The 19088-nt window shown below is 71.7% G+C and carries 17 protein-coding genes and 2 tRNA genes; 14 read left to right on the top strand and 5 right to left on the bottom strand.

The annotated features are described in order from the left end of the window. The first annotated feature begins 105 nt into the window (after positions 1 to 105). Positions 106 to 1185 (top strand): SCO2583 family membrane protein, encoded by a 1080-nt coding sequence (locus tag ACWCO8_RS35565; RefSeq protein WP_451035671.1) that lies wholly within the window; start codon positions 106 to 108, stop codon positions 1183 to 1185. Here the strand turns inward: ACWCO8_RS35565 and ACWCO8_RS35560 are convergent. Beyond that, on the bottom strand, positions 1170 to 2330 hold the full coding sequence (locus ACWCO8_RS35560) for a M48 family metallopeptidase (RefSeq protein WP_451035670.1): 1161 nt from the start codon (positions 2328 to 2330) through the stop codon (positions 1170 to 1172). The genes ACWCO8_RS35565 and ACWCO8_RS35560 overlap by 16 nt on opposite strands. A gap of 225 nt (positions 2331 to 2555) precedes the next feature. On the opposite strand from ACWCO8_RS35560, the gene ACWCO8_RS35555 reads away from it, so the two are divergent. The 6 genes from ACWCO8_RS35555 to ACWCO8_RS35530 all read left to right on the top strand — a co-directional run bounded on the left by ACWCO8_RS35555 (position 2556) and on the right by ACWCO8_RS35530 (position 6484). Beyond that, a complete protein-coding gene (locus ACWCO8_RS35555; RefSeq protein ID WP_260226309.1) occupies positions 2556 to 2717 on the top strand; it encodes a hypothetical protein in 162 nt (53 codons plus the stop codon). 52 nt (positions 2718 to 2769) lie between these two features. Further along, positions 2770 to 3390, top strand: coding sequence for a nicotinate-nucleotide adenylyltransferase (nadD, locus tag ACWCO8_RS35550; protein WP_362006522.1), 621 nt, complete (start codon positions 2770 to 2772; stop codon positions 3388 to 3390). A gap of 19 nt (positions 3391 to 3409) precedes the next feature. Next, positions 3410 to 5155, top strand: a complete 1746-nt coding sequence (locus tag ACWCO8_RS35545) for an LCP family protein (protein WP_451035669.1) — start codon at positions 3410 to 3412, stop codon at positions 5153 to 5155. 80 nt (positions 5156 to 5235) lie between these two features. After that, on the top strand, positions 5236 to 5676 hold the full coding sequence (rsfS, locus tag ACWCO8_RS35540; protein ID WP_361970235.1) for a ribosome silencing factor: 441 nt from the start codon (positions 5236 to 5238) through the stop codon (positions 5674 to 5676). Next, complete coding sequence (locus ACWCO8_RS35535; RefSeq protein ID WP_451035714.1) at positions 5673 to 6326, top strand: histidine phosphatase family protein; 654 nt, start codon at positions 5673 to 5675, stop codon at positions 6324 to 6326. Before rsfS ends, ACWCO8_RS35535 begins: the two co-directional genes overlap by 4 nt. A gap of 85 nt (positions 6327 to 6411) precedes the next feature. After that, positions 6412 to 6484, top strand: a tRNA-Ala gene (locus ACWCO8_RS35530). A gap of 55 nt (positions 6485 to 6539) precedes the next feature. Here the strand turns inward: ACWCO8_RS35530 and ACWCO8_RS35525 are convergent. Continuing rightward, positions 6540 to 7406: a helix-turn-helix transcriptional regulator gene (locus ACWCO8_RS35525; protein ID WP_451035668.1), complete on the bottom strand. Its 867-nt coding sequence runs from the start codon at positions 7404 to 7406 to the stop codon at positions 6540 to 6542. A 102-nt stretch (positions 7407 to 7508) separates the two neighbouring features. On the opposite strand from ACWCO8_RS35525, the gene ACWCO8_RS35520 reads away from it, so the two are divergent. The 3 genes from ACWCO8_RS35520 (at position 7509) to ACWCO8_RS35510 (ending at position 9433) form a co-directional block, all read left to right on the top strand. Then, a complete protein-coding gene (locus ACWCO8_RS35520) occupies positions 7509 to 8942 on the top strand; it encodes an MFS transporter (RefSeq protein WP_451035667.1) in 1434 nt (477 codons plus the stop codon). 71 nt (positions 8943 to 9013) lie between these two features. Continuing rightward, positions 9014 to 9196 (top strand): hypothetical protein, encoded by a 183-nt coding sequence (locus ACWCO8_RS35515; protein WP_451035666.1) that lies wholly within the window; start codon positions 9014 to 9016, stop codon positions 9194 to 9196. Positions 9197 to 9199: 3 nt separating this feature from the next. Then, on the top strand, positions 9200 to 9433 hold the full coding sequence (locus tag ACWCO8_RS35510) for a hypothetical protein (protein ID WP_362006510.1): 234 nt from the start codon (positions 9200 to 9202) through the stop codon (positions 9431 to 9433). Here the strand turns inward: ACWCO8_RS35510 and ACWCO8_RS35505 are convergent. Further along, complete coding sequence (locus ACWCO8_RS35505; RefSeq protein WP_451035665.1) at positions 9412 to 10686, bottom strand: glycosyltransferase 87 family protein; 1275 nt, start codon at positions 10684 to 10686, stop codon at positions 9412 to 9414. The genes ACWCO8_RS35510 and ACWCO8_RS35505 overlap by 22 nt on opposite strands. A 120-nt stretch (positions 10687 to 10806) precedes the next feature. Between ACWCO8_RS35505 and ACWCO8_RS35500 the strand changes: the two genes are divergently transcribed. Then, a tRNA-Ala gene (locus ACWCO8_RS35500) sits at positions 10807 to 10879 on the top strand. Between the two features lie 82 nt (positions 10880 to 10961). Here the strand turns inward: ACWCO8_RS35500 and ACWCO8_RS35495 are convergent. Together ACWCO8_RS35495 and ACWCO8_RS35490 are read right to left on the bottom strand one after the other, a co-directional pair. After that, the gene (locus ACWCO8_RS35495) at positions 10962 to 12539 is read right to left on the bottom strand and encodes an NADH-ubiquinone oxidoreductase-F iron-sulfur binding region domain-containing protein (protein WP_451035664.1); all 1578 of its coding nucleotides are present in this window, start codon (positions 12537 to 12539) and stop codon (positions 10962 to 10964) included. Continuing rightward, positions 12536 to 13732, bottom strand: a complete 1197-nt coding sequence (locus ACWCO8_RS35490) for a hypothetical protein (RefSeq protein WP_451035663.1) — start codon at positions 13730 to 13732, stop codon at positions 12536 to 12538. The genes ACWCO8_RS35495 and ACWCO8_RS35490 overlap by 4 nt, the downstream gene beginning before the upstream one ends. Positions 13733 to 14230: 498 nt before the next feature. Here ACWCO8_RS35490 and leuS point away from each other — a divergent pair, with 498 nt between their 5' ends. From leuS to ACWCO8_RS35475, 3 genes are all read left to right on the top strand, one after another. After that, positions 14231 to 17101, top strand: a complete 2871-nt coding sequence (gene leuS / locus ACWCO8_RS35485; RefSeq protein ID WP_451035662.1) for a leucine--tRNA ligase — start codon at positions 14231 to 14233, stop codon at positions 17099 to 17101. A 182-nt stretch (positions 17102 to 17283) separates the two neighbouring features. After that, entirely contained in the window at positions 17284 to 18081 is a 798-nt protein-coding gene (locus ACWCO8_RS35480) for a hypothetical protein (RefSeq protein WP_451035661.1), read from the top strand. Between the two features lie 59 nt (positions 18082 to 18140). After that, on the top strand, positions 18141 to 18986 hold the full coding sequence (locus tag ACWCO8_RS35475) for a DegV family protein (protein WP_451035660.1): 846 nt from the start codon (positions 18141 to 18143) through the stop codon (positions 18984 to 18986). The last annotated feature ends 102 nt before the right edge of the window (positions 18987 to 19088 follow it).

The raw sequence follows: 19088 nt of genomic DNA, 5'->3' as shown, positions 1-19088 counted from the left end.
GGCCCGGACGCACGGCCGGTCCCCTCGCGCCACCCGTGCGAATTCTTCGGAACTTGTCGTGTACCTGGGCGTTTACCGAAGCCGCGTCCGACCTACTCTGAAGGTATGGCAGGGCGTGGCGACCCGCCTGAGGGGCCGGTTCCCGACCCCGGCGGTGGTGAGGACGAGTACCGATCCGTCGTCTTCGACGAGTCGTTCGTCAATGCTGCCCGGCTCCAGGAGTTCTCGGCCGAGGAGCGGATGGGCGAGCACTCCCAGGCCGTCCGCTCCCGCCCCCACTGGGAGCCCAGAAGCGGCTCCCGCCAGGCGCTCCTGCTGGTGCTGCTGATCCTCCTCGCCTTCGGCACGGCCATCTATCTCGGCGTCCGCAACCCCTACCAGCCGCCGGTCGACCAGCGGGCCGAACCGCTGCGGATCACCGTGGTCCCGCTCGCCCCGCAGGGCCCGGTCCCGGGCGGCCAGCCCGCCCAGCTCTTCGACCACAGCCCCGCCGCCGAGTACCGCGTCGGAGCCGCCGGCATCAACCTCCCGGTCGCCGGCCGGACCACCCACTTCTCGGAGAGCCAGGTGGTGACGGCCCTGTCCATCGCCAAGGACTACCTCGTCGCCTCCTCCCTGGAGCCCGACGTCCTCGCGGGGGTCACGGTCCGTCCCGCCCGCCTGCTGCTCGACCCCGACCAGCTCGCCCAGTTCGACCAGAGCGTCGAGTCCTCGCTCGACGACGGCCGCCACGCGGAGGCCGGCTGGCTGGTGCGGTTCGACCCGGCCGAGGTCGCCCTCGCCGACCCGGGCGTCCGCGTCCAGGGCACCCTCCGCTTCGCGGAGACGGCCGCCGACATGCTGGAGGTCACCGCGGACCACACCTTCACCTACGCGCTGCGTCCGGCAGCCGCCGGCGCCGGGCCCGTGGCCGCCGCGTCCCTCTTCACCGTCCACCGAGCGGTCCACTTCCGCTTCGACCGCGAGGACCTGCGGATGCACCGCGCCGAGCTGCTGGCCAGCACCGTCCAGGCCGGCCCACAGGCCTGCGGACCCGATGCCGGCGGAGCCCTCCACCCGCTGCTCGCGGGCGAACGGACCCCTGACCCGGGCGGCCCGGCCGTCACCGACCCGTACGCCACGGGCCGGCCCGCCGTCTCCGCGCTCTGCGGGACCCTCGCCCCGGGCGCTCAGCCCTCGCTCTGAGCGCCGCCGCCTCTGCCGCTCTCGCCGCCCGCGTCGCCCTTGCCGCCGTCGGCCTGCTCACCGCCGGCCTTCCCGCCGGCCGTGCCGCCGTCGCCGCGCGGGGCCCCGCCGCCGAACCGGCTGCGCAGCTTCCCGCCCAGGTCGCCCGCCAGGTCGCCCGCGCCACCGGCGATGTCGCCGACCAGCTTCATCAGCGGGTCCTTGCTGGTGCGCACCGACTCGGCGTAGTGCCCGGCGGACTCCCGGAAGGAGTCGGTCACCGAGGTGTCCTTGTCCTCCGTGCGCCGCGGGTAGTGACCGTCCATGATCCGCTGGAAGTCCCGGGTCTCGGACCACTTCTTCAGCTCGGCCGCCCGCACGGTGGTGAAGGGGTGCGTACGCGGGAGCACGTTCAGAATCTTCAGGACGGAGTCACGCAGATCGCCGCCCTTCTCGTACTCGTCGGCCTGGGCGAGGAACGCGTCCACGTTCATCTCGTGCAGATGGTTGCCACCGGCGATCTTCATGAGACCGCGCATCGACGCCTGCAGGTCCTGGCCGACAAGCAGCCCCGCCCGGTCTGCCGACAGCTCGGACTTGCGGAACCACTCCCGCAGCGCCGTCACGATCGCCATGATCGCCACGTTCCCGAGCGGGATCCAGGCGACCTTGACCGCCAGGCTGGTGAGGAACAGCAGGATCGTGCGGTACACGGAGTGACCCGAGAGGGCGTGGCCCACCTCGTGGCCGACGACCGCCCGCATCTCCTCCTCGTCGAGCAGCTCCACGAGGCCCGTGGTGACCACGATGATCGGCTCGTCCAGGCCGATGCACATCGCGTTCGGCTTCGGGTCCTGCGTGACGTACATCGGCGGGACCTTCTCCAGGTCCAGGATGTAACACGCGTCCCTCAGCATGTCGTTGAGGTGGGAGAACTGGGCGTCGCTCACCCGCACGGAGTCGGAGAGGAAGAGCAGTCGCAGGCTCCGCTCGGGCAGCAGCCCGCTGAGCGCCTTGAAGACCGTGTCGAAGCCGGTCAGCTTGCGCAGGGCCACGAGCGCCGAACGGTCCGCCGGGTGCTCGTAGGCGCGTGAGGAGATGTCCGGGAAGCGCTTGCGCTGCCTGCTCGGCACGTTCCCCTGGCCGTTGTCGGTCTTCTCAGTCATGGATGCCCCCTGTTCGTACGAGACCTTGCTCGTCCCCCTGACGCGTCCCAGCCTAGGTGCTGGGGTCCCGGAGCGCCCGAGCCTGTGGATAACTCCGGCGCGGGTGCGACGGCGGGGTACGACAGCCCGGTCAACGACTGAGTCGGCGTGAGCGTGCCCGGACGGCCCGCATACGATGTGCGCGAAGTCTCCGCTCCCATCCCCGATCGATAGGTCCTGCCGAAGATGAGCCTCCACAGCACCGCCGCGAACCTGGTCATGCTCGCCGAGGGCGCCGAGCACGGTGGCAACCACGACAGCCTCAACCCCTACCTCACCGGTTTCGGCGCGCTGGGCGCGCTGCTCCTGCTGCTGTGGATCACCACCCGCTTCAACCGCGACCGCTGAGCCGGAGACCGGACCGAGGGTGCCCGCTGCCGTGCCAGTAGGCTCTGCACGCATGGGAGAGCAGGAAGTGCCTACTGGCGGCCGCGGCAAGCGCCGACTCGGCGTGATGGGCGGAACGTTCGACCCGATCCACCACGGACACCTGGTGGCCGCCAGTGAGGTGGCCGCCCTGTTCCACCTCGACGAGGTGGTGTTCGTACCGACCGGGGAGCCGTGGCAGAAGAGCCACAAGGCGGTGTCGCCGGCCGAGGACCGCTATCTGATGACGGTCATCGCCACGGCGTCCAACCCGCAGTTCTCGGTCAGCCGTATCGAGATCGACCGGGGCGGGCCGACGTACACCATCGACACCCTCCGGGACCTGCGCTCCCTCAACAGCGACTCGGACCTCTTCTTCATCACGGGTGCCGACGCGCTGTCGCAGATCCTCACGTGGCGCGACGCGGAGGAGCTCTTCTCGCTCGCCCACTTCATCGGCGTCACCCGGCCGGGCCACGACCTCACGGACGACGGCCTGCCCAAGGGGGGCGTCTCGCTCGTCGAGGTTCCCGCACTCGCCATCTCCTCCACCGACTGCCGGGCGAGGGTCGCCAAGGGCGATCCGGTCTGGTATTTGGTGCCGGACGGTGTGGTTCGCTACATCGACAAGCGCCAGTTGTACCGCGGCGAGTGAGCCTCGGAGAGGGGCACCGGTGAACGACCAGAACCCGTACGACCCGTACTACCCGCAGCCGCAGATCATCGGCTACGACGAGTACGGGCAACCGGTGTACCAGCAGGTCCCAGCACAGGCGCAGCAGCCGTACGACCCGTACGCCCAGCAGCAGCATGTCCAGCACCAGGGACAGCACCAGGGACAGCAGGGGCAGCAGCCGGGGCAGCACCAGGGACAGCAGCAGGGGTACGGCTACGACGCCTATGGGCAGCCGATCCAGCCCCAGCAGCCCCAGCCGGCCCCCCAGCAGCAGCCGCAGTACGACCCGTACGGGCAGCCCCAGCAGCACCCGCAGCAGGGCTACGGCTACTCCTCGTACGACACCGGCCAGCAGTGGGCCGTCCAGGCCGACACGGCCCCGGCCGCCGCGCCCAGGCCCGCCCCCGCGCCGGCCGCCCCGGTGGCCGCGCCGCCCGGTGTGCCGGGCCAGCGCCCCGCACCCGAGGGCGGCGGTGACCGCGACTACCGCACCGAGCAGTTCTCGTTCATCGAGGAGCCCGACGAGGACTCCGAAGACGTCATCGACTGGCTGAAGTTCACCGAGAGCCGCTCCGAGCGGCGCGAGGAGGCCAGGCGGCGCGGCCGCAACCGGGTCGTCGCCCTCATCGTGGTCCTGGCCCTCGCCGCCGTCGGCGGGGTCGGCTACCTCTGGTCCGCGGGCAAGCTCCCCGGCATGTCCGGCGAACAGCAGAAGCAGAACACCGCGACCGGCCCGCAGAAGCGCGACACGATCGTCGTGCACCTCCACGACATCAAGAGCGGCAACACCTCCACCGCCCTCCTCGTCGACAACACCACGACCGGGCAGGGCACCACCGTGCTGCTCCCGAACAGCCTCTCCGTGTCCAACTCGGAGGGCTCCGCGACCACCCTCGCCAAGTCCGTCGAGGACGACGGATCCAGCGGCACGCGCGAGGCAGTCGGCAACCTCCTCGGCACGAAGATCGCCGGCACCTGGCGCCTGGACAGCCCGTTCCTGGAGAACCTGGTCGAGCTGGTCAGCAACATCGACCTCACCACCGACGTCACCGTGCCCAGCGACAAGAAGGGCGAGGACCCGCTCGTCACCAAGGGCGAGAACCAGACACTGAACGGACGCGCCGCCGTCGCCTACGCGACCTACCGCGCGCCCGGCGAGGCCGAGGCCAAGCAGCTCCAGCGCTTCGGCCAGGTCCTCTACAGCGTGCTGCGGAAGATGTCCGACGACCCCAAGGCCAACGCGGACACCATCGCGACGCTGGTCATGATCCTGGACCCGTCGCTGCCGGAGAAGGACCTCGGCGCCTCGCTCGCCGGTCTGGCCAAGCACGCCAAGGGCGGCGACTACAAGACGGCCGTCCTCCCGGTGGAGCAGGACGGCTCGCTCAGCGAGGCCGCGGCCGACAGCGTGGTCAAGGACATCCTCGGCGGCAAGGTCAGCGCCCCCGAGCAGGGCGCGGCGGTCCGTGTCTCGATCAAGGACTCCACCGGCAAGGACGCCACCGAGGCCGCCAGGGTCGTCCTGGTCAACGGAGGCTTCGCCTTCGTGGGCGGTGCGAAGGCCGGCACCGAGGAGACGTCCCAGGTCCTGTACGGCGACGACGCCCAGAAGGCGACCGCCGCCGAGGTCGCCAAGACCCTCGGGCTCCCGGACGGCGCGGTCAAGAAGGGCAAGCCCGCCGGAAACGCCGATGTCACGGTGGTTCTGGGCCAGGACTACAAGATCCCCGGGACCAAGAAGTGACCCGTTCGTAATCGTTTGCGGGGCGGTCGGCGGTACGTGAGACCCTTGATGTGTCTCTGACCGCCGACGAAAGCCTGCTTGTGACCGCCACGGATCGTTCCATCGAGCTCGTCAACGCCGCCGCCCAGGCGGCGGCCGACCGGCTCGCGCACGACATCATCGCGTACGACGTCAGCGATGTGCTGTCGATCACCGACGCCTTCCTGCTCGCCTCCGCGCCCAACGACCGCCAGGTCAAGTCGATCGTCGACGAGATCGAGGAGCGGCTCAACAAGGAGCTCGGCGCCAAGCCGGTCCGCCGCGAGGGCGACCGCGACGCCCGCTGGATCCTGCTGGACTACGTCGACATCGTCGTCCACGTCCAGCACAGCGAGGAGCGGGTCTTCTACGCCCTGGAGCGGCTGTGGAAGGACTGCCCCGAGCTGCCCCTCCCCGAGGACGCCCTGAAGACCCGCGGCAAGGCCGCCGAGCATGCCGCGCTGACCGGCGTCGGCGAGGAGACGGACGGTGAGCTGAGCTGAGCACCACCAAGGGCGGCACTGGCCGCCGCATCGTCCTGTGGCGGCACGGCCAGACCTCATGGAACCTGGAGCGCCGCTTCCAGGGCTCCACGGACATCGAGCTGACCGAGACCGGCGTCGCCCAGGCGCGCCGGGCCGCCCGGCTGCTCGCCTCGCTCAAGCCGGACGCGATCATCGCCTCCGACCTGAAGCGGGCGGCGGCCACGGCCGCCGAGCTGTCCGCGATCACCGGCCACGTCATCACGCACGACTCCGCCCTGCGCGAGACGTACGCGGGGGAGTGGCAGGGGCTGACCCACGACGAGATCGTGGGGCGCTTCGGCGAGCAGTACGCGGCCTGGAAGCGCGGCGAGCCCGTGCGCCGGGGCGGTGGCGAGCTGGAGACCGAGGTCGCCGACCGGGCCGCCCCGCTCGTCCTGGAGTACGCCGACAAGCTGCCCGAGGACGGCACTCTCGTCGTCGTGAGCCACGGCGGCACCATCCGCACCACCATCGGCCGGCTCCTCGGCCTGGAGGCGCATCACTGGGAGAGCCTCGGTGGGCTCTCCAACTGCTGCTGGTCCGTCCTCGGCGAGGGCGCCCGAGGCTGGCGGCTCCTGGAGCACAACGCAGGCACGCTGCCCGAACCGGTCCTCGGCGACGACGACTGAGCGCTCCTCCGACCCGGATTTCACTTTCCGGCAGGTCACAGGCTAAAGTTCTTCTTGTTCGCAGCGCGGAGCGCGAAGAACACGAGGGGCTATAGCTCAGTTGGTAGAGCGCCTGCATGGCATGCAGGAGGTCAGGAGTTCAATTCTCCTTAGCTCCACAGTCACCGAATCCCGTCCCCACCAGGGGGCGGGATTCGTCGTTTCCCGCTCGTCTCACGCCCAGGTGTCCACCCCCATGGCGATGAGCGTCTCGATCGCCCGTCCGCTCTCCTCGTCGTTGGGGGTGTAGGCGACGATCCGGCACTCCGGCATCCCGTTGATGGAGAGCGACACCGAGGTCATCCGGAGCTCTCCCACCGCGTCGTGACGGAAGGTCTTGACGTGGCTGCCCGGCGGGACCACGTCGCCGCTCCGCCACAGCCGCGCGAACTCCGGGCTCGCCGCCGCGAGCCCGCGGACGAACGACTCCCAGGCGGGTTCGCCCACGTGCCGGCCGTAGGCCCCGCGCATCTGGGCCACCATCAGCGGAAGCTCGCGTCTCTTGTCGACGAGCGGGCAGCTGTGGTCCTCCATGGTGAAGAGCGTCCACAGGACATTGCGGGTGTCGGCCGGTGTGGTGTCCGGAGCGGGGAACAGCAGCCGGTACGTCGAGTTGGTCGCGAGCACGTCGTACCGGCTGTTGTAGACGACCGCCGGGTGAGGGGCCAGGGCGTCCAGGATGCCCTGGATCTCCGGGCTGACCACGTCCACGTCCTCGGCGGCGTGGTCCGGCGCCAAGGGCACCTCCGCGAGGTGGTACAGGTGCTCGCGCTCGGGCCGGTCGAGCCGGAGGACACGGGCGACGGCGTCGAGCACCTGGGCGGAGGCGTTGATCGGACGGCCCTGTTCCAGCCAGGTGTACCAGGTGACGCCGACGCCGGAGAGCTGGGCGACCTCCTCGCGGCGCAGCCCCGGCGTGCGGCGGCGTAGGCCGGGTGGCATCCCCACGTCCTCCGGAGTCACCCTGGCCCGGCGGCCGCGCAGGAACGCGGCCAGTTCGTGTCTGCGGCGCGGCTGTGCCGGTGCTGCCAAGATCGTCACACCCCCATGGTCGAGTCCCCGTACCGCCGTTGCCAGGTGGTGTCAGTACCAGCATCAGCGGGCTCTCGTTACCCGTATCGGACCCCCGTCAGGCTGGCTGCCATGACGACGACCACAACACGTCCCGTACTCAGTAAAGACGGTGGCACCGACAACCGCCCCGGGCTGCTGCTCGCCGTGGTGCTCGCCGCGCAGTTCATGGCGCTGCTCGACGTGTTCATCGTCAATGTCGCCGCCCCCACCGTCCGTACCGAACTGGGGGCCTCCGGGGCGGGACTTCAACTGGTCGTCGCCGGATACACCATCGCCTACGCGGTCCTGCTGATCACCGGCGCGCGTCTCGGCGACCGCCTCGGCCACCGCAGGATGTACCTCGGCGGACTCGCCGTCTTCACCGCCGCCTCGCTCGCCTGCGGACTCGCCGCCGACACGGGCCAGTTGATCGCCTTCCGGCTCGTCCAGGGAGCCGGGGCGGCCCTGATGATCCCGCAGGTGCTCAGCCTCATCCAGCGCACCTTCACGGGCGAGGGCCGCGTCCGCGCCCTCGGCGCGTACTCCGCCGTGCTCGCCACCGGCGCCGCCGCGGGACAGGTCGTCGGCGGTGTCCTCGTCAGCGCCGATCTCCTCGGCAGCGGATGGCGGCCGGTCTTCCTCGTCAACGTGCCCATCGGACTGGCCCTGCTGGCGCTCGGCGCACGCGTCCTGCCGCGCGACGCGCGCACCGAACCCGAACGCTCCCGCCCCCTCGACCTGCCCGGTCTGGTCCTCCTTGCGGCGGCCGTCTCGCTCCTGACCGTCCCGCTGGTCCTCGGGCAGGAGGAGGACTGGCCGCTGTGGTCCTGGATCTCGCTCGCGGTCTCCGCGGTCGTGTTCGTGGCCTTCGGCGCGTACGAGTCGAGGCTCGCCCGCCGGGGCGGCGCCCCGCTCATCGCCCCGCGCGTCCTACGGATCCCCGGCATCGGGAAGGCCGCGTTCCGGATCGGCGTGGCGATGGCCGTCAACGCCGGCTTCCTGTTCACCCTCACCCTGCACCTGCAGGGAGGGCTCGGCTACAGCGCGCTGCGGGCCGGGCTGACCTTCGCGCCGGCCGCCGTCGTCTTCGGCGTGATCGGCCTCACCTGGCGGCGCTGGCCCGCCCGCGCGCAGCGCGTGCTGGTCCCGGCCGGCTTCCTCGCCGCCACGGCCGCCGCACTCGCCATGGGCCTCCTCTTCCGGGGCGGCGGCACGGGTGGCTGGGCCCTCTACCCGGCGCTCGCCGCCATGGGCGGCGGGCTCGCGCTCGCCTTCAGCCCCGCCCTGACCCGTGCGCTGGCCGCCGTCAGGCCCGAGGACGCCGCCGACGCCAGCGGACTGCTCGCCACCGTCACCCAGCTCGGGCAGCTGATCGGCGTGGCGACCTTCGGCACGGTCTTCCTGGGACGACTGCACGCGCCGGGGGCGTATGACTCCGGCGAGGCGCTGTGGGCGTGCGCCCTCGCGCTGGCCGCCGCTTCGATCTTGGGCGCGTCGACCGCTCTCGTACGCCGAGCTCGCTGACCCCCTTGCGGGGCCATGGCAGAATCGGACGGCCGGAGGGGAACGAGGGTCCGGGCGGGAGGGAGTGCGCGTTGGCCGTGAGCGGTGCCGAGGATGCCGAGGCCCATGCCGTCACCGAGCCCGTCGAGTCCGCGGAACCTCTCGAGGCTCTGCTCGACTGCCCCTCGTGCGGTTCCGCCCAGGTGGCCCAAATGCTCGGTGACAACGGCGGAGTGTCCTATGTGTGCACGTCCTGCGGCCACAGCTGGAGCTGAGTGATGGGTGCGCACAGGCGGAAATGCGACTGGTGCGGCAGTGGTACGCCCATCGTCCGTGACATGGACCCGGTCAACGTCGACTACCAGTACTGGTGCGAGGAGTGCGCGCGGGCGCTGATCATAAAAGGCGACCCCATCGAGACCTACCGCGAGCTCGAAGGGGAGCCGATCTACGGCCGGCTCCTCGACGAACACTGCACCCTCAAGCGCTTCTACTCCTTCGCCACGGCCTGACGCGGGACCGGGGTCCGAGGACGGGCCGGGGCCTGAGGACCGGCCGGGGCGCGGCGCGTGAGCGCATACCCCACGAAGAGCGCCGTCGCGGTCAGCGGATAGATCGCCGAGAGCACCATCTGACCGGCGTTCTGGTCGAGTTCGGGGCGGCCCGGGTCGTGCGGCACCCACCAGAGCGCGAACGAGGCGAAGACCAGCGGCACCGCCCAGACCGTCCACGCCGGCCGTATCCGCTCGCGGCGGTCCACCAGCAGCACCAGGAGCGGCACGCACCACACCCAGTGGTGGGACCACGAGATCGGGCTGATCATGAGCGCCGTGACCGCGCAGACGATCACGGCCAGCGCCTTGTCCCCGCGCAGCGCGGCCCGGACCGCGAGCGCCATCGCCGCGCCGCCGAGCGCGGCCGCGACGACCGCCCACAGCAGACCGGGGTCGTCGGTGTGCAGCAGCCGGGCCAGCACCCCGCGCAGCGACTGGTTCGCGGTCTCCTCTGCGAAGCCGACCCGGCCCGTCTCGAAGAGCGTGTGGGTCCAGAAGCGCTTGGAGTCGTACGGCAGGGCCAGCGCGCTGGCCAGGGTCGTCCCCAGGAACACCGCCGTCGCCGTGGCGGCCATCCGCAGCCACGCGTTCCAGCGCCGCTCGCGGCGCCACTGGAGCAGCCCGGCCACCAGCAGGAGGACGACGAAGAGGCCCGGTGTGAGCTTCACCGCAGTCGCCAGACCGATGCCCACGCCCGCCCAGCGGCTGCCCTCGCGGCGTGTGAAGTCCCACAGCACGGCCACCGCGATGAGCAGGTTGATCTGCCCGTACCGCAGCGTCGTCCACACCGGCTCGGACCAGACGACGACCGCCGCCACCAGGAGCGTGGCGCGCCACAGCCGCTCGCCGGTGAGGGAGGGCCGAACCAGGCGCAGCGAGAGCTGGACCAGCGCGACCACGAGCAGCAGGTTCCCGGCCGTGGCCAGCGTCCGCATCAGCGGGACGTCGACGAACGTCAGCGGGACGAACATCAGCCCCGCGAAGGGCGGGTAGGTCATGGCGAGGTTCGCCGAGGTGGCGCGCATCGCGTAGAGATCGCCACCGGCCCGGACCGTCTCCCCCTCGGCCCGGTAGACCATCACGTCGAGCATGTTCACGTGGGCGAGCCGCTGCGCCACCCAGAAGGCGACGAACGACAGGAGACATACCGCCACGGCGGTGGCGAGGGGCCACTGGCGGGCGCGGGTGCGGGCGATCACGGGCACGGTCACAGAGGGGGACCCTACCGGCCGCGTTCGAACGCCCAGGGAAACGATTTGGTGATCCCCCGGGCGGCCGGTTAATGTTCTGTCTGTCGCCGCGGGGGAAACCCGGAACGGGGCGGACAGCACGGGGCTATAGCTCAGTTGGTAGAGCGCCTGCATGGCATGCAGGAGGTCAGGAGTTCAATTCTCCTTAGCTCCACAGAACGAAGAAGCGGACCATCCGGATCGGATGGTCCGCTTCTTCGTGTGTGGCCGTCTGCGGCCGTCCACGGCTCCTGGGGTCAACCCCTGCCGCTGCCCAGCGCCTTGCGGCCGCCGCCCGGCGGAAGCGCCGGCCGCTCCTGGGTCGTCTGCTCCATCCGGAGCGCCAGCGCGGGACAGCGGCGTACGGCCCGCTGGGCCCGGCCCCGCAGATGCGTGGGCACGGAGGCGTCGGCGAGCGCCGGATAGCCGTCCGGGCCCAGCCGGATCAGCTCCGGCACGATGTCCGCGCACAGCCCGTGCCCCTGGCAGAGCGTCCAGTCCACGGCCAGCTTCTCGCCGCTCGGAATCGACTCCTCCGTGTCCTGGTAGCCGGGTCCTGGCAGCGGCAGTACGCCGAGGGTCGGGCGGCCGCAGCCGCCGCCGAGGACATGGGCGGCCAGATCGTCCGTGAACGCCGAGAGCGTCGACGCGAGGAAGCGGGCCGAACCGTCCGGGTGCTTGCACGCGCCCCGGCCCTTGACCGCCTGGGTGACCGCCCGCAGCGCCTCCAGCGCGGCCGGTCCGCCCCCGTTCAGGACGTCGGAGAGACCGCCGGCGGCCGCGGGGAGCCCGAGCCGGCACGGCCCGCACTGGCCGGCGGTCTCCGCCGCCAGCCAGTTCGCGACCCGCAGCGACTCCCCGAGCGGGCAGGTCTCCGGCCCGATCGGCAGGATCGCCCCGGCCCCGAGCGCGCCGCCCACGGCCGCGAAGGACGCCCGCGAGACGACCGCGTCGTCGACCGCGACCGAGTCGATCCAGCTCCCGTGGTAGCCGCCCGTGAGCACGCCCTGGGGCAGCACCGGGGCCCCCGCGAGCTGGAGCACGTACCGCAGCGGGACCCCGGTCGGCACCTCGACGACCATGGGGCGCGCGACCGCGCCGGACAGCGTCAGCAGGACCGTGCCGGGCTCCGCGTCCAGGCCGGTGTGGCGGTAGCGGCGCGGACCGATCCGGGCCGCCACCGCCAGCTGGGCGAAGGTCTCGGCGTTGGACAGCAGCGTCGGCGCGCCGCCCACCCCGGACTCGGCCGCGCGCTCCCGGCGGCCGGGCGGCAGGGCGGGGCCGCCGCTCACCGCGCGGATCACCGCGGAGGCCTCTCCGGAGACCATCCGTTCGGGAGTACGGACGACACGCGCGCGTAGACCCTGTCCGCGCCGGTCGGACAGGCCGCGCTCGGCGAGTGCGGCCCGGACGGATATCTCCGTGGAGTTGCGGGTGACGGCCACGATCAGCGTCCGGGCGCCGAGGGCCTCCGCCGCGAGCAGCGCGCCGTCCAGGATCAGGTGCGGGGCGCGGTTGAGCAGCACGGTGTCCTTGCGGCAGGCGGGTTCGCCCTCACTGCCGTTGACCACGACCACCGGGCGGACCCCACGGCGGATCGCCGCCTCGCCGACCGCTCTGAGCTTGCGGCCGAAGGGAAATCCGGCGCCACCGCGCCCGTGGAGGGACATCTCGTCCGCGAGCCGGGCCAGGAACTCGCCGCTCATGGGGTCGAGCGGGCCGTGCACCTTCAGGTGCATGTCGAGGCCGAGCCGCTCGACCAGGTCGAAACCCTGGGTGAGCTGGGGCAGGCCGACCACCCGGACCTCGGGGACGTCGGGGAGCGGTGCGTTCACGGGCGTTCTCCTGAGGGCGCGGTCCAGGGCTCACCCGCGGGCGGCGGGCTGGCGTACGTCGGCGCCGGGGGAGGGGCTCCGTACGTCGGCATCGAGGCCGGCGCCCCGTACGTCGGTGTCGGGGCCGGGGCCGCGTAGGTCGGCATCGGGGGCGAGGGGGCGGGCCAGAAGCCGGGGCGGCGGGGCGGTTCGGGGACGACGGGTATCTCCTCGGTCAGGGGAACGCGCTCGGCGAGCGGGGCGGGTCCGACGGGATCGGCCGCGGCTGCGTACGGAGTGGGTTCGGGCTGGTACGGGGTGGCCTCGGGCTGGTACGGGGTCGGTTCCGAGGCGTACGGCACGCTCTGCGTGACGTACGGGGCCTGGTCGGGCCGGGGCTCGGCGATGGCGCGGGAGACCGCGCGGTAGGCGGCCGAGAAGCCGCCGGGGACCCCGGGGGCGGGGCGGTCGAGCCACTCGGCGGACAGGGTGGCGGGCTCCTCGGGGACGGGCGCGGCGGGCGGGCTCGCCGGGCTCTCGGCGCTCTCAGGGCCTTCGGGCCTCTCGGCCGTCCTGTCCGGCCCGGGGCGTCGCGTGCGGCCCTCCAGGGACGCCAGGAGGCCGGCGACCCGGTCCACGAGCTCCCGCTGAACGGGGGCGGGCAGCATGCGGAGCGAGACGGCCGCCGCGACCGCGGTCAGCGCCAGGCAGTACATGACGAGGACCCAGGTGGCGGCGGGCCGGCCCGCGTACAGGCCGTGGACCAGGGCGAAGCACCAGGCCGGGTACGCCAGCATGTGCAGCGGGCGCCAGCGGGCGGCGAAACGGCTCCGGCCCGCCAGGGTGCTGCGCAGGGCGCCGGTGGCGGCCGTGACGACCATGAGGAGCCCGGCGAGCGAGCCGAAGCCGATGAGCGCCGAGCTCCCCGTGACGCCGAGGCCGAAGGGGAGCAGCGCGCCGACCGGCTCGACCCGGCCGAGGGCGACCTTCACGGTGCCGTGCAGCAGCAGGAAGCCGAGCGCGGCGACCGCGGTGGCGCGGTGGATCCCCTGGGCGAGCAGCCGGTGCCGCGTGGAGAGCAGCAGCCGGTCGCTCGCGATCAGACCCCACGCGACGGACGCGGTGAGGGACACCAGCGACAGCACGCCGCTGGTGAAGTCGAGGGCGGCCCGGAAGCCGTCACCGCCGCCGAGGACGAGCAGGGGAATGATCACCAGCCCCGCGACGTATATCCCGCCCTGAACCGGCCGACTCACAGCGGTTCGCGGAACGGGGGAAGAGCGGATCTTGCGATGAGGGTTCATGGGTGCGACTCCGAATGGTGCGGATAAGCGGTCCCGTTGCGGCATGCTAAGTCGCTCCATACCGAGCGGTAGGTGGTTTGCTCGTTTACGCGGTACGCGACCGAGAACTGACTCTGGGGTTGCCCCGGATAGGGGCGATACGCGGAGTAACCCGGGCGCCCCGGGCGCGGTCGGCAGTCGGGTGACCGGCGGGCGGAACGTCGGTGCGACCCCTGTGGGCCCTGCGGTACCCTGACGCCATGCGTGCCGTACGCCTCCTGCTTAGCGAGCCGCGCTGATCAGTCCCGACGGATGAAAGATCCGGTCGGAATCGGCGCGGCGTCCCCTCCTGTGCGAGGGGATTTTTCATTTCGTGGCAGTGCAGTTCGCGGGCAGTGGGCAGAGACGATCGATGGAGCTTCAAGGATCATGAGCGAGATGAATTCGGCTGCCGAGACGGCGGCCCCGCATCGTTATACGGCGGCCATGGCCGCCGACATCGAGGCACGCTGGCAGGACTTCTGGGACGCCGAGGGAACCTACGAGGCCCCGAACCCGACGGGTGACCTGGCGGGCGACGCGGCCGTCGCGGCCCGCCCCAAGAAGTTCATCATGGACATGTTCCCGTACCCCTCGGGCGCGGGCCTGCACGTCGGTCACCCGCTGGGCTACATCGCCACCGACGTCTTCGCCCGCCACCAGCGCATGACCGGCCACAACGTGCTGCACACCCTGGGCTTCGACGCCTTCGGCCTGCCGGCCGAGCAGTACGCCGTGCAGACGGGCACGCACCCGCGCGTGTCCACCGAGGCCAACATGGAGAACATGAAGGTCCAGCTGCGCCGGCTGGGCCTGGGCCACGACAAGCGCCGGTCGTTCGCGACGATCGACCCGGAGTACTACAAGTGGACCCAGTGGATCTTCCTGCAGATCTTCAACTCCTGGTACGACGACGAGGCCGAGAAGGCCCGCCCGATCGCCGAGCTGGTCGAGCAGTTCGAGAACGGCACGCGTGACGTCCCCGGCTCCACGCGTGCGTGGAGCGAGCTGAACGCGTCCGAGCGCTCCGACGTCCTGGGCGAGTACCGCCTGGCCTACGCCTCCGACGCGCCGGTCAACTGGTGCCCCGGCCTGGGCACCGTCCTGGCCAACGAGGAGGTCACCGCCGACGGCCGTTCCGAGCGCGGCAACTTCCCCGTCTTCAAGGCCAAGCTGCGCCAGTGGAACATGCGCATCACCGCCTACGCGGACCGGCTGCTGGACGACCTGGACGCGCTGGACTGGCCCGAGGCCATCAAGCTGCAGCAGCGCAACTGGATCGGCCGCTCCGAGGGCGCCCGCGTCGACTTCCAGGTCGGCGACGCCGGTGCGATCACCGTCTTCACCACCCGCCAGGACACCCTGTTCGGCGCCACCTACATGGTCCTGGCGCCCGAGCACGACCTGGTCGAGAAGATCGTCCCGGACGCGTGGCCGGCGGGCACGCACGACGTGTGGACGGGCGGGCACGCCACCCCGGCCGACGCCGTCGCCGCCTACCGCAAGCAGGCCGCCTCCAAGTCCGACGTCGAGCGGCAGGCCGAGGCCAAGGACAAGACCGGTGTCTTCACCGGCGCGTACGCGACCAACCCGGTCAGCGGCGAGCAGGTCCCGGTCTTCATCGCCGACTACGTCCTGATGGGCTACGGCACCGGCGCGATCATGGCCGTCCCCGCCCACGACACCCGCGACTTCGCCTTCGCCCGCGCCTTCGAGCTGCCGATGCGCTGCGTCGTCGAGCCGAGCGACGGCCGCGGCACCGACCCGGCCGACTGGGACGACGCCTTCGTCTCGTACGAGGCGAAGCTGGTCAACTCCGCGAACGACGAGATCTCCCTGGACGGCCTGGGCGTCGTCGAGGCCAAGGCGAAGATCACCGCCTGGCTGGCCGACCGCGGCATCGGCGAGGGCACCGTCAACTTCCGCCTGCGCGACTGGCTGTTCAGCCGCCAGCGCTACTGGGGCGAGCCCTTCCCGATCGTCTACGACGAGGACGGCGTCGCGCACTCGCTGCCCGAGTCGATGCTGCCGCTGGAGCTGCCCGAGGTCGAGGACTACTCGCCGCGCACCTTCGAGCCGGACGACGCCGACACCCAGCCCGAGACGCCGCTGTCCCGCAACGAGGACTGGGTCAACGTCACCCTGGACCTGGGCGACGGGCCGAAGAAGTACCGCCGCGAGACCAACACCATGCCCAACTGGGCCGGTTCCTGCTGGTACGAGCTGCGCTACCTGGACCCGAACAACTCCGAGAAGCTGGTCGACCCGGCGATCGAGCAGTACTGGATGGGCCCCCGCGAGGGCATGCCCACCGGTGGCGTCGACCTGTACGTCGGCGGTGCCGAGCACGCCGTACTGCACCTGCTGTACGCGCGGTTCTGGTCCAAGGTGCTGTTCGACCTGGGCCACGTCTCCTCGGCCGAGCCGTTCCACAAGCTGTACAACCAGGGCATGATCCAGGCGTTCGTCTACCGGGACGCGCGCGGCATCGCCGTGCCGGCGGCCGAGGTCGAGGAGCGCGACGGCGGCTACTGGTACCAGGGCGAGAAGGTCAGCCGCGTCCTGGGCAAGATGGGCAAGTCCCTGAAGAACGCCGTCACGCCGGACGAGATCTGCGCCGAGTTCGGCGCCGACACCCTGCGCCTGTACGAGATGGCGATGGGCCCCCTGGACGTCTCCCGCCCGTGGGACACGCGCGCGGTGGTCGGCCAGTACCGGCTGCTGCAGCGGCTGTGGCGCAACATCGTCGACGAGGCGACCGGTGCGGCGACCGTCGTCGACACCGAGCCGGACGAGGACACGCTGCGCGCCCTGCACAAGGCGATCGACGGCGTCTCGCAGGACATGGCGGCCATGCGCTTCAACACCGCCATCGCCAAGGTCACCGAGCTGAACAACCACCTGACCAAGGTGGGCGGTCCGGTCTCCCGCTCGGTCGCCGAGCGGCTGGTGCTGCTGGTCGCCCCGCTGGCCCCGCACATCGCCGAGGAGCTGTGGCGCAAGCTGGGCCACACCGCCTCCGTCGTCCACCAGGACTTCCCGGTCGCCGACCCGGCGTACGTCGTCGACGAGACCGTGACCTGCGTCGTGCAGATCAAGGGCAAGGTCAAGGCCCGCCTGGAGGTCTCCCCGGCGATCACGGATGCGGAGCTGGAGGCGCTGGCCCTGGGCGACGCGAACGTGGTCGCGGCGCTGGGCGGCGCGCAGATCCGCAAGGTCATCGTGCGGGCGCCGAAGCTGGTCAACATCGTCGCCGGGTAGCTTCGGCGGTTTTGGCCGCTTCTGCTGCCTCTGCTGCTTCGGCGGCTGATGTCGGCAGCGCGGTATGAGGGGTTTCCCCTACGGGCAGGTTGGGGGTTCCATTGGAACCTCTGGCCTGCCCGTTCCGTTTACCGTGGAAGAACGACAGCCCAGGGAATTCGACCCACGCCGGAGGGGCGGACATGGAAGCCGCGATTGTGATCATGGCGCTGCTCTTCTTCGCCTTCGTGGCGCTGGGGGTGTACGCGACCGTGAAGGCGGTCAAGGCCGCCAAGCGCGGTGTCGACCGCACGATCCACCAGGCCCGGCGCACCGTCGAGGACACCACGCTGCGCGCCAAGAGCTACGGACAGGGCGGGGTCGGCGGTGAGCTGGCCCAGCTGCGGCTCTCCCTGCGGACCTCGATGCGCGCGACGCAGGACGCTCTGCAGGCGGGCGTGGCCGAGGACGCCTCGCTGAGGGAGTCCCTCGACCTCTTCGCACGGCTGAGCGCCCACGGCCACGAGCTGGACGAGGACCTCAAGCGGCTGGAGCGCGAGCCGGACAAGGCGCGCGTGTCCGCACAGCTCAAGGACCTGCGGGAGCGTACGGAGCGGATCACGCACTCGGCCGACTCGCTGCGCTGGGCCGCCAGGGACCGGGCGCGGAAGTTCGCGGAGGACGACCTGGGCTCGCTGAGCGCCCAGATCGACCTGGAGGCGGGCGCGCTGCGCCACTGGTCCGGGTCGACCGCCCAGGACCCCGCCTCGGACGACTTCTCCTGGCCCGCCGCGGGCGCCCCGGCGCCGGACGCCGAGCGGGGGCAGACCTGGCCCGCGGAGGCGGACGCGCGGGCCGACGGAGGCCGTGACGCGGAGGCCGGACCCCGCCCGGACGGGGAGACCCCGGACCGGCAGGCGCCGCAGGCGATCACGGCCCGCGACCCGCGCGCGACGACCTACCCGTGGGAGAAGTCCGCCCGGCCCGAGACCACGACCTGACGTCGTGGAACGCGGGGGCGGGCTGCCGCGCAGCGGCCCCGGCGGGTAACCTCCCGCTCATGTCCCGGCATGTCGCGATCGTCACCGATTCCACGGCCTACCTGCCACCGCAGACGATGGAGCGGCACGGCATCACCACGGTCCCGCTCACCGTCGTCATCGGCGACAGAGCGCTCGAAGAGGGCACCGAGATCTCGGCCCGCTCACTGGCCCAGGCGCTCCAGAAGCGCCGGCCCGTGACCACCTCGCGGCCCGGGCCCGAGGTCTTCGCGGCGACCTACCGCGCGGCGGCCGAGTCCGGTGCGACGGGCATCGTCTCGCTGCACCTCTCCAGCGAGCTGTCCGGTACGTACGACGCCGCCGTCGTGGCGGCCAAGGACGCCCCCGTGCCGGTCAAGGTGATCGACACCCGCATGGTCGGGATGGCGCTCGGCTTCTGCGCGCTCGCGGCGGCGGAGGTCGTGGACGCCGGCGGCTCGATCGACGAGGCCGTCGCCGCCGCCGAGAAGCGGGCCGCCGGAACCTCCGCCTTCTTCTACGTCGACACGCTGGAGTACCTCCGCAGGGGCGGGCGGATCGGTGCCGCGCAGGCGCTGCTCGGTTCGGCGCTCTCCGTCAAACCGCTGCTCCAGCTCGACGGAGGCCGGATCGAGCTGCGTGAGAAGGTGCGGACGGCGTCGAAGGCGATCGCCCGCCTGGAGGAGATCGCGGTGGAACGGGCGGGCGCGGGCCCGGTCGACGTCGCCGTGCACCACCTCTCCGCACCCGAACGGGCCGCCGTGCTCGCCGACCGGCTGCGTGAACGCGTGCCGGGCCTTGAGGAGTTGCAGGCCAGCGAGGTGGGCGCGGTGATCGGGGCGCACACCGGGCCCGGACTCCTCGCCGTCGTCGTGTCGCCGCGCTGACGGGTCCGTCCCTCGTGTGAGTGACGGGTTTTTCCACAACTGGGCGTCTGTCCACGGAAATCGACGGGTCTCAAGCGGATTCGGACGGATGTGCCTACCGTC

This window comes from Streptomyces sp. NPDC001927, assembly GCF_053594455.1.
Note: the sequence above shows the minus strand (reverse complement) of the source record. Positions and strands in the feature narration are given on the sequence as shown.

Bases quoted from the DNA above. Each gene is read 5' to 3' on its own strand.
- ACWCO8_RS35475 (WP_451035660.1), top strand. From the start codon at position 18,141: ATGTCCCGGCATGTCGCGATCGTCACCGATTCCACGGCCTACCTGCCA.
- ACWCO8_RS35560 (WP_451035670.1), bottom strand. From the start codon at position 2,330: ATGACTGAGAAGACCGACAACGGCCAGGGGAACGTGCCGAGCAGGCAG.
- nadD (WP_362006522.1), top strand. From the start codon at position 2,770: ATGGGAGAGCAGGAAGTGCCTACTGGCGGCCGCGGCAAGCGCCGACTC.
- ACWCO8_RS35520 (WP_451035667.1), top strand. From the start codon at position 7,509: ATGACGACGACCACAACACGTCCCGTACTCAGTAAAGACGGTGGCACC.
- ACWCO8_RS35555 (WP_260226309.1), top strand. From the start codon at position 2,556: ATGAGCCTCCACAGCACCGCCGCGAACCTGGTCATGCTCGCCGAGGGC.
- ACWCO8_RS35480 (WP_451035661.1), top strand. From the start codon at position 17,284: ATGGAAGCCGCGATTGTGATCATGGCGCTGCTCTTCTTCGCCTTCGTG.
- ACWCO8_RS35565 (WP_451035671.1), top strand. From the start codon at position 106: ATGGCAGGGCGTGGCGACCCGCCTGAGGGGCCGGTTCCCGACCCCGGC.
- ACWCO8_RS35510 (WP_362006510.1), top strand. From the start codon at position 9,200: ATGGGTGCGCACAGGCGGAAATGCGACTGGTGCGGCAGTGGTACGCCC.
- leuS (WP_451035662.1), top strand. From the start codon at position 14,231: ATGAGCGAGATGAATTCGGCTGCCGAGACGGCGGCCCCGCATCGTTAT.